The following is a 12,508-nucleotide window of genomic DNA, read 5'->3' on the forward strand; positions in this document are numbered from 1 at the left end:
TCAAATTTAGTAATGTGCAAAGAAAAAAGGAAATATGAAAGGAGTCATGTACAATACTGAACTCAATTTGAATAAATTGCTTAGTGAAATAACCATTTCTATTTTTTGATCTCGTTATTTTACAATTTTCTCGGTATTATAAGTGAGAAATCAGGCTTTTCCTTGAAAATGCCAGTCAGTGTTCGGTCGATTCTATTATAAATTATAGTCGAACATTAACCTCAGTACCGTCCTTAGCTTTGACATCTACTAGCGCGATTCCTTTATAATTTTTCAGTTCCTTGGCGATAGGCTTTAGCGTTTTTTGTCTATTAGCGGAAAGGTAAAGTCCAGTTTTTTTCTTTCGTGCTCTATTGTCCATTTGTTTGCATTTATCTGAAAAAAACTTGAAGACAAAGTAGATTTCTTTAAGCTTGTAGGGGAGAATTATTTGAATACATATTTAAACATTAAAATCGACAACTGAAATATGCTAAATTCACGAACCATTGGTTATTTAACAAGCAATCGTGTAACTAAATTACTATACTCGAACGAAATATTTTCGTGGTATAATATCCCTAAAAAGGAGTGGTTTTTTTGGGAAATCGAAATTATTTTAAAGTCATGAAATTTCTAGTTTGTTTATCCGTTAGTTTATGTATCATGAATTATCCAATTATTTCCTCCGCCGAAACACTTGATACCCATTTAACTAGTGAAAAAAGCAATTCTACTGACATTGATACGGGAATAGCAGACTTGAACTACAATAGCAACGAAGTTTTAGCGGTGAAAGGAGATAGGATTGATCGTTTTGTTCCAAGAGAAGGTATTAACTCAAAAGATAAATTTATAGTAGTTGAACGGAACAAAAAATCACTTACAACTTCACCAGTGGATATTTCAATTATCGATTCAATGGCGAATCGTACCTATCCAGGAGCTTTACAACTTGCAAATCAAGCTTTTGTAGACAATCAACCTAGTTTATTGGTGGCCAAAAGAAAACCACTAAATCTAAGCATAGATTTACCTGGCATGAAAAGAGAAAATACAACGACCGTGGATAATCCTACATATGGTAATGTATCTGGTGCAGTAGATGAGCTAGTATCTACATGGAATGAAAAATATTCAACAACTCATACTTTACCTGCAAGACTACAATATTCAGAATCTATGGTTTATAGCAAATCTCAAATAGCAAGCACGCTAAATGTGAATGCCAAAGTTCTGGACAATTCACTGGGAATTGACTTTAATGCAATTGCAAATGGCGAGAAAAAAGTGATGGTTGCGGCGTATAAACAAATATTTTATACCGTAAGTGCAGAACTACCTAACAATCCATCAGACCTTTTTGATGATAGTGTTTCGTTTGAAGAGTTAACTCGTAAAGGGGTAAGTAATGAGGCTCCTCCCGTTATGGTGTCAAATGTAGCTTATGGTAGAACAATTTATGTGAAATTAGAAACAAGTTCTAAGAGCAAGGATGTACAAGCTGCATTTAAAGCCTTACTGAACAATGTTAATACGAATGTAGAAACTAGTGGACAGTATAAAGATATTTTTGAAGAAAGTTCCTTTACTGCTGTAGTATTAGGCGGAGATTCCCAACAGCATAATCAGGTTGTCTCAAAAGATTTTAATGATATTAGAAAAATAATTAAAGATAATGCAGAATTTAGTCTTAAAAATCCAGCATACCCAATTTCATATACAAGTGTTTTCTTAAAGGATAATTCAATTGCTGCGGTTCATAACAATACAGATTATATCGAGACGACATCTACAGAATACTCTAAAGGCAGCATCATCCTTGATCATTACGGGGCATATGTTGCTCAATTTGAAGTAGCCTGGGATGAATTTTCATATGATGAAAATGGAGAAGAAGTGCTATCTCATAAAACTTGGAATGGAAACTGGAAAGACAAAACAGCTCATTTCTCTACAGTCATACCACTTCCGCCTAATTCAAAAAATATTAGAATTTATGCAAGAGAATGTACAGGTCTTGCCTGGGATTGGTGGCGAACAATTATTGATGAATACAATGTTCCTTTATCTAAAGAAATAAAAGTTTCAATTGGAGGAACTACATTATATCCAACAGGTACTATTAATTAGGTATTTCTCAAGAGGGTTTGAAGCGGATTAATTAAAATAAAGATCAAAACACGATCACCCATCCTGGAAAAAGAAACGGCTGAGACTCTTGTTACACAAGAACCTCAGCCGTTTCTATTTTCTCAAACATCTAGCCTGATAAATGAACAAAAGAACACCACCAAGTCATGCCACCGTACATAGTAGCGTTGAAGTTAAGGAAGAAAAAATTACTTCGAAGGGTTACGGCATAATATGGTAACTAATTTGTAACTTAGTTTAAACGAGTTCGTCGACTATTACGAGGGGGATGTGCATGAAGAAATGTTTTTTATATGTAGTTGCTCTTTTAGGCCTTACGATAACGGGGTGTTCAAATTCTATTGGATTGTCAGGAGAAAAGCCTCCTCAAGTCTTTATAGAGATTGAAAATAAAAAATTTGAAACGACACTCGGTACATACTGTTGGCAAAATGGATGCGTTGATACTGTTGGACCAGTTGAAATGTTAGAAGGCAAAAAGCCTATAAAAGTTAAATCAGGTGAAAAAATAACACTTGTAATGGACTACGAATCAAAACCGAATGAATTTCATGTTGCACAAATAAGTGATAACAAAGAAACTGAGGTCATGGTCAAAGACAATCGTTTTACTGCACCTACACAACGTGGCGTTTATTATTATTCTTATGGCGTATGGTGGATGGATGAAAAGGAAGCGAATGTATCTCATGGCGACGCTTTCTATGCTTTCGTTTTAGAAGTAGATTAGCTATCCTATTAAAAGAACGATTAAACTTACAAACTAAATAACTGAGAAAGAATCTATTTGGAATCAAGCTTTTTTTCAAATGGAATCTTTTTATTTGGCTGTTTTCGAAAAGAATGTTGCTATTCAACTAACGAAGCGGGTTAGTTAAAGAATATTGTTTAACTTGTGTTCAACAATCGGTAAAAGCAACCTTTTTATTGTGAAATTAGTCAGATTAAACAATGAGGTATTGTGAAAGGGAGTGTTCATCATTGGAATTTCATTAATAATTTTAATGGTTGTTGGCATTCTTGCATTTTTAACGTTTATCATTCCAGTATTTATAGCTGTTAGAAAAGACAAGAAAGGAAACCCACCTCGAAAAATCTCTTATGTATTAGTAGGACTGTTGGTTTTCCACTGGGTATTTTACTTAGTTAGTGGTTACGCTCTGTTACCAACAAATATTGCGGATGCTGTGTTTATACCCGTATGGTTAGCATTATGCCTCGCAGGTGCAATCACAGCAATCTATGAATTTAAAAACAATAAAGCTTTTGCTATTCCAGTTGCTGGCTTAACCATTATCAGTTTATTACTTTGTATTTTTAGCTATGGAATATCAAAGATGTAAATAATTCCATATACCCTTATTCAACTAACAGGGGACTTTAGTTAAGTTTCAATGCACGAAATATCAAAAAAAAAAAAGCAGATTTATTCTACACGTTTTGTAGATTAAATCTGCCTTTTAATTTTAACAGCAAAAATCTTTTGGAAAACAATAAACATTTATAAGGGGGACTGTAGGCAAAGAAAATAATAATTTTGTTTCGTTTGCGAACAACTTTAAAGGTTCATCTAGTTAGCGTGAAACGTCTTTTTTCGGGAAACCCTTACATTCGATTAATTTTGGTCTGAGGCAACTTATTTTTACTCTCGAATTTTATTTAGTAATGGTAAAAAAGATTGCTGTAGACCCACTCAATATTCGTCTGCTATCATAGTTGAGTGTGAATTGAAGGAAGAAGAGTAAAGGGTATTTGAGGAGAATTCTTCCCACATTTTTTATTGATAAAACTCTTACTCGGAGGAGAAATAAATGGTTAGTGAGAGAGAACAGATTAGCAAAAAAGTTGCATGGATTGCACTTCTATCCAACCTAATTTTAATGATCGGTAAAATCTTCTTTGGTCTTTTTGGGAATAGTGAGGCTGTTTTTGCAGATGGGATTCACTCTGGAGCAGATGTAGTAGCTTCGATTGCTGTGCTAGCAGTAGTTGGAATCTCTAATAAACCACCTGATAAGGATCATCCCTTTGGGCATGGTAAGGCAGAGGTTATTAGTGAAGCAATCGTTGGAATTATTTTAATAATAGTTTCACTATATATTTTAGTAGAAGCAATTTTAGCATTTTTTGAAGAACCTAGCGTACCACAATACAGTGCATTAATTGTAGCTATAATTTCTTACATAGCAAAAGAAATATTATATAGATACTCCATAAAACAGGGGAAAAAGTGGAATAGTAAGGCTATTATAGCGATTGCGTTAGATCATAAAGGTGATATCGTTGCTTCCCTTGCCGCATTTATTGGTGTCCTCTTAGCGATTATAGGAAATGCAATTGGGTGGACATTTTTGCTATACGCTGACGCTATTGCAAGTGCTTTAGTAGCTTGTTTTATTTTTAGGATTGCAATGGAATTAGTTAAACCTTCTGTGGATGTGTTAATGGAAAAAAGTGTAGACCAGGAACTTTTAGACGACTATGAAGCTACTATTCATGAATTTAATCAAGTGCAACGAATAGACAAAATTCGCGCAAGAGAACACGGTCACTATAAGCTTTTAGACATTCGGCTTTCACTTAATCATGATTTAACAATTAAACAAGGCCATGATATAGCACGTGAGATAAAAAATGAACTATTAAATAAATACCCAGATGTAGAGGAAGTTCTTATCCATGTAAATCCTTACTATATAGAACCTAATCAAGAGTAGTAGTACCATTTTACGCAGCTTGAACTGGCGGCGCTAATATATCGATACAATTATTGTGCAAATTGAATCATGTATTTTGAAAAAACCAAGAAGCCTTCGAAAAAAAGGTTTCTTGGTTTTTTCTTGGCTAACCCTGATAGTGATGCAATTGTAGAGTGCTTAGAAGTCCTGTTCAATTATGAAAGTATCCATTTCGGTACCTGATTATTTATCTACTATCCACTTTTGGCCATATATTGGCGTAATCTATTTGGATTAAAGAAGATAGTAAGATAGTTAAATAAAAGGATTATTTATCTGAAAATTCAGCGTATTTTTGTCGTTTTCGTGGTAAAATTTGTATTGCGAAGAATTAGGGAAGGATGTGTGAAAACTTTTTCATTTATTATTTTTTGTTCATCTGATCGGGTGTTCTAATGAAAATATTAGTGTAAGGATTTTAATGAATTTGTATGACAAAGGGACATGGTCATCCTGTATTTCTCCTCACGGTGTATGAAGAAGATTCATGAAGCGGCCCCTACTACCTGAACTTTTGCTCAGTGACCCATCATATCATATAGTAACGGTGAGTCCTCAATGAAATTACCGCTTCAAACGCTCCTTTACCATATGAATAGAATAATTGAATGGCCTACTGTTAAGTTAATTTGACCGTAATCACCGGCCATCAAAAGGTAAGGAAGATTCCCCTTATTATCTTCGTGTTGCTAATTACATTCGAAAGCATACAGACGCTCGAATCATAAAAATTGCAGATGTTTTTATGAAGAAATGAAGGGGCCCGTTTAGGGGTAGTTGTCCAAAAGGTTATCCGATTAAAAAGGAGGCAGGTCATGATAGAAGTCAATCAGGTTCACTATAGTTATGATACAACCAAAATATTGCATGACTTTAATTTGTTAGTGAGTGAGAAAATCATTGTTGGACTTTGGGGCCGAAACGGAACTGGGAAAACTACCTTTATGAAGTTGTTAGCTGGTCATTTAAAACCTAATCATGGTGAGATAAACATATTGGGATTTAATCCTTATAACCATGATCGAACAAATAATCATTTATGTTATATGCAAGAAGATCATCCATTCAGTAAGATTTGGAAGGTAAAAGATGCGTTACGCTTCGGTGATTATTACAATTCAAATTTTGATATAGATTTTGCTAAAGAGCTTTTAGCAGTTTTTAATTTGGACGAAAACAAAAATGTGAGCAGGCTCTCTAAAGGTATGAAATCAGCACTGCAATTTATTATCGGTATTGCCAGTAATGCTGATATAACAATACTTGATGAACCGACCAATGGTTTAGATCTAGCTATGCGAAAGAAATTACACAAAGTATTATTGGAAAGTTATGAAGAAAACCCAAGGCTCATTCTTTTATCCTCCCATCATATCGAAGAAATTCAAACTCTATGTGAAGCGTTGGTAGTGATTCATGATGGTAGAGTATTTCTCCATGAAACAATGGAAACGATGCGGGATAAAGGCATTTGGTTAAGTGGAGAGAAGACTTCCTTTTTAAATCTCATCCAATCGCACACTGTGTTGGAGCAACAAGAATTGGATACGAAAATGAAAGTCATGCTCGATGAACCTTATACGAACGAATGGAAGCATTTTGCTCAGGCCCATGGGTTATCAATTGAACCAGCCTCTCTACATGATTATTTATTAAATAGAACGGAGGAACGAAATGGGGTGAACATATGAACTTGAACAGTGGAACATTTAGGATGGTTTATGAAGGGGCATTATTTGCCTTAGGAAAGATGCTTTTACTCTATATAACGTTCCCTTTACTGTTGTTATGGTTATTCATTGGCTATTTCTTTCACTTGGGTGAAGAGGTAATCGCCGCCATCTCAGGACCAACGTATTTTTTTATCCCTCTGTTTGCAATTAATGGATTTAGTACGATTTTCCCCGTCGCAATCGGAATGGGAAGTACAAGGATCCATTTGTTGAAAACCTTTTATGCGGTAGGTTTAGCAAGTGTACTGATTGTCACCTTTATTTTAAACGCCTTTCAATGGATTCTCTTAACATTTTATGAGCGATGGAACGTAGCGGCTCATATATTGCATCCAGCAACCTTTTTAAATCAGGAGTATACCTTCCTATCCTATTATTTAATAGATTTGATGTTAGGTATTTTCACCTTCTCCTTCGCTTTTTTGTTTTTTACCATATATTATAGACTTGGTTTCAAGAAAAGTGTGATCTGGTTGATGGTGTTAGTGATCATCGGTACGCTATTAAACTACAGTGGTTTGATCGATTTTTCAATAGGGGAATGGTTAATGACTCAGAACGTTCATGTCATGGTGATATTTTCTTTTGTGATCACTATTAGTCTGATTGCATTGTTCATCACATATCCCATCATGCGCAATGCACCGTTAACGGCTAAGTCAAAAAAGGATTAGAAAAAGCCTAAGCAACCAATGTTCTTCAGTACTTCTGCTGGAGAACATTGGTTACTCTTTATGATAAAGCCAAATGTAACCTTGTGGAGGTGGTTTGAATAAACCTCTTTTGGATATATATTTTTAGCCAACAAAAGTTAAATAACGAACAACTTCACATTAAACATTTCTGAATGTTCGTATTTAAGCGTTGAAAGTGCGATTCGTCTATCGGCTGGATACTGCGTTAATTGAATTAAACACGAATATTACATTTGAGTATTTAAGCTATTATTAATGGAGTTTAAGGATCAACTAATTCGTATTACTTTTTCAAAAATGGAGGACGAAATGTTATCGAATACATGTCCATATTTAAATAATGCTGTACTATTTTCTAGTCCACCAATAAATCAGACAACTGGAGTAAACCCATATTCTTAGCGTCAGCAATTCAGGTTTCAATAAGAAGGATTTACAATGCCGTTAACTAATAAGAATCCTCCTAATCAACCGCCGTTAACAGCTAATCATTATCAGCCTATTTATCCAACGAATTTGAACGGTTACGATATTTTAATGTAGCTACTTTGGTGCTTTGTTACATCAGACATCCCAGCAGTAAACAATAATTTCCTTATCTTTCGAAATGGCATTTAAACAATCAAGCAGCTCTTGTTGGGGAATAATATTAGCATCCTTAATTGTTAAACCACTTACAGATTTTCCGAACGAGAAAGCCCATGCCGGGTGTAGCCCGTCTTTAGACATGGGATGAAAGTGAGGTCAGACAAGAGGTAACATTTGCTACCTTAATTGTCTGAAAGGGTGTTATACTTCATCTATAGACAAGTAAAAGTCTATAAAACACGCTCGTTCATTGAAAATTGGATATTGTATATGGTTCGATAGCCTAATTCATGCTATCGGTAAAACAATATGTGTCGTCACGAAAAAGACGCTAAAACACATCGGACGAAACCAACTATACGCTATGGTAACAGTAGTGTAGCCCTATCTGCTATATGCACTGGATAGGGAGGGGTAATGGGATACCCCAATCTTGAGAACTGTTCAAAACAGAAATGGACTGCGAACGCTTAGTTACTCAGGAATCCCACTGACATTAGTCAGCTTGTCCCTTTAGGGGTGGGAATCTCACATCAATCAAAAGAACAAAAAAAGCAGATTAGACTATTCAAATCTGCTTCTCGTTTTTAGCTTTTTCCATTTCATCTTTTTTACCTCTAAGGAGCAATGCAATGAATAAAAAACTTGCTACCCAAAAGGAAAAGAAAAAATTTTCAAGCAAAGCCATATTATTATCTTTGAAATAATCCCAAACCGTTGTAAATAAAAACAGTGTTACAACGAAAGCGATATATAAACATTTTCCGAATGTAGTCAATTTAAGCACCTCGATATGTAATATAAGTAAATTAAAATATAAAGCTGTAGAAAATAATGTTTAAAGGGTCACTGGAAGGACCCTAAGTAACAAATGGGGGAGGCCGTGACGGTCAACTAACGCCACAACCTATGTGCGTGCGATACACTCAATAATAATTTGTACAAATTATTATTTTCTATACATAAAAAAGCCACAACGTCGTCAAACGCTACAGCTCAGAATGGATTGAAGCCTTTCTAATAAAGTTTTGAAAATAGAGTTTTTTACTATCAAATTTGTTTCATATATAATTGTTCAAAGTAAGTAACATAAAGGAGCAAATTATCATTGAAAAAATTTCGTGGGAAAAAGCGTTATTTTCATAATTTATCAAGGGAACTAGACGTAGCACACTATGATTTAGATTTTTGGGAGGAAGGATGGGGCATACCCATCTTGATTTTTATGGACTTGGAGATAGTAGTTTGAAGTTAAGAAGAGCGCATATAAAGGCTCATATAATGTTATACAATCGCTTATTAGAAAATCTTCAAGTATTTGAAAAACCTTATCAATCTTGGATAGAATTAGTTGATGAAGACGCAGGATTAGATGGGGTTTATATCCATACCTCTAACCCTAATGATAACAACTTCCCACTTAAGTTAGAAAATATAGAGTGGGATTATCCTATTCCAAAACAATACAAGGATTTAATAAATCTAAATGAGTTTAATGTAGGTCATTATACGGAAGAATCGAATCATCACTTCATAATTCAATCAAAAAATAATGGGATAAGATTATAGGATTTTATATAACGAGAGACTACCTAAAAATTTATGTTGTTATATTGTCCTAATTAACCCGTACCGTTACGCTGGAATGAAGTTTGAAAGTTAAATTACTCTACTTTACATTTTAAAATTGTGCATATTTCAATAAATAAATCGAAACGCCAGGATCATTGGTAAGACATTGATCTTGGCGTTTTCAGTTGCTCTTACGTAAAAAATAAGTCTGTTTTCTCGAATAATGCTGTTACTCTCTTGACCGAAGAAGGACGTAGAGCCTTATGTTGAGTTTATTGTACTAGGCAGCAGGTTAGTTGAAGAAAACAGGTTCTATTTCTGAAGTTGTAATAGAAAAAATATTTGTGAAAACTATGTATTTTCAAGAAAATACTGTAAAATTATTCTGAATAGCAAGAAATGGTGAATTGATTATGAATTAGTTCCTTGTGAAAAAATTCACTGCAAGTTACTTCTTAGACTGTTTTAGATGAATGGGATAATATCCGTTCTTTTTCTCTTTTCCGTTAGTTCGTTTCATTTACCAAATCAACTTGTTCCCATGTGAATGAAACAAGTTCTGAACGTCTTAAGCGATTGGAGGCAGTAGATGTAACTTAAATTCTACTCTTTTATTTGGGTATCTATTTATATCTACATTTTAATCAAATGTAGAAGTTTTTGAGATTGTTTTACAAAAACCTATCGATAAGAAGAAGAATTATTAAACCCTTATTGAATAAGTAAATCATTCATAAAGTTTTTTGTTATTTTTTAAGGATGTAAGTATCTACAAAAAAAATTTAAAAAGGAGCTATCAAAAATGAAAAAAGTCTTCACAGGTGTTTTCCTTGCATTGATTCTAATCATAACATCGTCACCTGCTTATGCAGCAAAAGCAAACATTAAAATAAAGGTTGACGGTGTAATAGTTGCAACCGATGTGAATCCCGAAACTAAAAACAATCGTACAATGGTACCTTTACGTGTGATCAGTGAAAATTTAGGAGCTACGGTCAATTGGTCGGATTCCCAAGTGACACTCACTAAAAGCGATATACGAGTAATCTTAAAACTGAACAGTAACACAGTGGTGAAAAACGGTCAAAAGGTGTCACTTGATGTAAAACCATATTTAAAAAATGGGCGCATCTTCGTTCCACTTCGATTTCTTGCAGAAACATTTGATTGTAATGTCGATTATAAGGATTTGACAGTAAATGTCATTACAAAGCCACTGGTTATTAATGGTGTAGAAGTGAAAGCAATGCTTCATGAATACCACATGACTATGGGCGGAGTAGTAGAGCAAATAAAAGGGAATGCTTATGTAAAAGAAATGCATAATATTTTTGTGAAAAACAAAGGAAGTAAGGTCAAAGAACCTTCAAATTACACTTGGTCTGTTCACAGCACTATAATTGGTGGTTACTATAAAGGTGGTCAATATGATTTTATAGACCAAAAAGGGAACAGTATAAAACAGTTTGATCTCTATACTTTAGTTCAATCTTTCGATGAAACTTTGCCTGACCCAAAAGTTTTGATTTATGATGCTACTGACGATCAATGGTATTTGTTTAACGATGCATCAAAACAATCTATTTTTCAGTTAACTGATACCGCTGCTAAGAACGGTTTTCTGACAATTATCGAAAATACAGTTCCATGAGGTAGACTAAAGTGTTTTTCTGTTGCCATTAAAGGGTGCTTTTAAAAAGAGTAATGAAGGATAGTGCTTTATTGACAATAATCAGAAGCTTGAATAGAACAACAACCTTTCGATTTACTGTATCCAAGTGAAGATTGACGACAATTCTTAATTTGTTCGGCAACATCCGTAATATTGCCTTCAAAATAAAAAGATAGTAGAGTCCTTAGACAATAATCCAAGTAAATTTTCACATGAAACAAAGCAGTTACTTCTGTCTGAATCTCCTTCTTTGTTAAAAATTACGTTAAAGCAGCTTATAGATGCGCGAGATAAAACATTAGAAGAATGTTTTGCGACAGATATAATCTTGGCAAAAAACTTTTTAAAACATGAAGATTTCTTTGAAGGTGTACGCTCTGTCGTCATAGATAAGGATCAAACTCCACAGTATACCTATAAAACATTAGCTGAATATACAGATGAGGATAAGAAGAAGTTTTTTCATGATAACAGTGTAAAATTTTAGTTTTAGTTAAAAAATCCTGTTTGAAGGGGCAGTAAGCCTGATAATTCAATATTTGTTGCGAAGTTAGTTTTTTGCGACACAATGAAGCCTAGCTATTCAGTAGGCTTCATTCATTTTTCCATAGATACCATGGCAATTTATAATCCATTTTCTCACCTTGTTTACTAATTTTATCCTTCACTATCCAATTACCATCTTTCTTTTGTACTTGATAACTTACATTTGTACCATCTGACTGTTTAAAGAGTATATAACCTGTATTGCCTTTTATATAAGTTACAGGGTCTATAACATTTTTGTAGGGTATCTTTCGCTGGGGTAGCAAAATGTTGGTACCTATTTCTTCTACAAGTTTAAAAAGGGGTTTAAATTCATTATTTATTTCTGCTTGGTATTGCAATTGATTATATGTGTAGGAATGGTAAGTCGCTAAGTTCAGATTAAAAGTCTGTTTTATATCAGAAAGTGATGCACTATAGAATGCAATTAAATCCTTTTCTACTTTATCTCCCACGTGTTGAAAACTAATTGTTTTCAACACGTTAGGGCTTACTTCAAAAGTCATTGTTTCTGTACCATAAGGAGGGTCATGTGCATGTTCAAATGTTGTGACTTGAACTTCGGTAAGAAAGCTAAACTGACCTTCATGCTCTCTGTTGATACTGAGGATCTTAGCATCATATAAACCATATTGCTTAAGATAGCCATAGTAATGAATAATTTCCTTTTCTATAGATGGGTTAAGGATTGTAATCAATGTATCATACATAAGCTTATAATCAGCTTTTTCATTTTGGGCATAAATCGTACTGGGAATAATCAAAATAGTTACTGTAGCCATTAAAATATAAGTTAATTTTTTCACGGGATATTAAGCCTCACTAAAATAC

General features: G+C 34.0%; 11 protein-coding genes and 2 pseudogenes. 10 read left to right on the plus strand and 3 right to left on the minus strand.

What is annotated here, in order from left to right:
* Positions 1 to 202: 202 nt before the first annotated feature.
* A pseudogene (locus ACFXN8_RS03390) lies at positions 203 to 396 on the minus strand (hypothetical protein).
* Between the two features lie 210 nt (positions 397 to 606).
* Here ACFXN8_RS03390 and ACFXN8_RS03395 point away from each other — a divergent pair.
* From ACFXN8_RS03395 to ACFXN8_RS03420, 6 genes are all read left to right on the plus strand, one after another.
* Positions 607 to 2,112, plus strand: coding sequence for a thiol-activated cytolysin family protein (locus tag ACFXN8_RS03395; protein WP_386842947.1), 1,506 nt, complete (start codon positions 607 to 609; stop codon positions 2,110 to 2,112).
* Between the two features lie 295 nt (positions 2,113 to 2,407).
* Complete coding sequence (locus ACFXN8_RS03400) at positions 2,408 to 2,863, plus strand: hypothetical protein (protein ID WP_386842789.1); 456 nt, start codon at positions 2,408 to 2,410, stop codon at positions 2,861 to 2,863.
* 241 nt (positions 2,864 to 3,104) lie between these two features.
* Positions 3,105 to 3,476, plus strand: coding sequence for a hypothetical protein (locus ACFXN8_RS03405; protein ID WP_376070169.1), 372 nt, complete (start codon positions 3,105 to 3,107; stop codon positions 3,474 to 3,476).
* A gap of 468 nt (positions 3,477 to 3,944) precedes the next feature.
* Complete coding sequence (locus ACFXN8_RS03410) at positions 3,945 to 4,850, plus strand: cation diffusion facilitator family transporter (protein ID WP_386842791.1); 906 nt, start codon at positions 3,945 to 3,947, stop codon at positions 4,848 to 4,850.
* 836 nt (positions 4,851 to 5,686) lie between these two features.
* Positions 5,687 to 6,562: an ATP-binding cassette domain-containing protein gene (locus ACFXN8_RS03415; RefSeq protein ID WP_386842793.1), complete on the plus strand. Its 876-nt coding sequence runs from the start codon at positions 5,687 to 5,689 to the stop codon at positions 6,560 to 6,562.
* Positions 6,559 to 7,278, plus strand: a complete 720-nt coding sequence (locus ACFXN8_RS03420) for a hypothetical protein (protein WP_386842795.1) — start codon at positions 6,559 to 6,561, stop codon at positions 7,276 to 7,278. The genes ACFXN8_RS03415 and ACFXN8_RS03420 overlap by 4 nt, the downstream gene beginning before the upstream one ends.
* A gap of 1,177 nt (positions 7,279 to 8,455) precedes the next feature.
* On the opposite strand, the gene ACFXN8_RS03425 is transcribed toward ACFXN8_RS03420, so the two are convergent.
* Positions 8,456 to 8,665, minus strand: a complete 210-nt coding sequence (locus ACFXN8_RS03425) for an RNA polymerase subunit sigma (protein ID WP_386842797.1) — start codon at positions 8,663 to 8,665, stop codon at positions 8,456 to 8,458.
* A gap of 330 nt (positions 8,666 to 8,995) precedes the next feature.
* On the opposite strand from ACFXN8_RS03425, the gene ACFXN8_RS03430 reads away from it, so the two are divergent.
* The 4 genes and pseudogenes from ACFXN8_RS03430 to ACFXN8_RS03445 form a co-directional block, all read left to right on the plus strand.
* The gene (locus tag ACFXN8_RS03430) at positions 8,996 to 9,136 is read left to right on the plus strand and encodes a hypothetical protein (RefSeq protein WP_386842799.1); all 141 of its coding nucleotides are present in this window, start codon (positions 8,996 to 8,998) and stop codon (positions 9,134 to 9,136) included.
* Complete coding sequence (locus ACFXN8_RS03435; protein ID WP_386842801.1) at positions 9,133 to 9,456, plus strand: hypothetical protein; 324 nt, start codon at positions 9,133 to 9,135, stop codon at positions 9,454 to 9,456. Before ACFXN8_RS03430 ends, ACFXN8_RS03435 begins: the two co-directional genes overlap by 4 nt.
* 805 nt (positions 9,457 to 10,261) lie before the next feature.
* Entirely contained in the window at positions 10,262 to 11,110 is an 849-nt protein-coding gene (locus ACFXN8_RS03440) for a copper amine oxidase N-terminal domain-containing protein (protein WP_386842803.1), read from the plus strand.
* Positions 11,111 to 11,297: 187 nt separating this feature from the next.
* A pseudogene (locus ACFXN8_RS03445) lies at positions 11,298 to 11,618 on the plus strand (enoyl-CoA hydratase/isomerase family protein); the annotation flags it as partial.
* A 106-nt stretch (positions 11,619 to 11,724) separates the two neighbouring features.
* Here the strand turns inward: ACFXN8_RS03445 and ACFXN8_RS03450 are convergent.
* Entirely contained in the window at positions 11,725 to 12,483 is a 759-nt protein-coding gene (locus tag ACFXN8_RS03450) for a DUF3888 domain-containing protein (protein ID WP_376070195.1), read from the minus strand.
* Positions 12,484 to 12,508: the final 25 nt, after the last annotated feature.

The sequence above is a fragment of the Lysinibacillus sp. NPDC059133 genome (genome assembly GCF_042755925.1).
Taxonomy (GTDB): Bacteria; Bacillota; Bacilli; order Bacillales_A; family Planococcaceae; genus Lysinibacillus.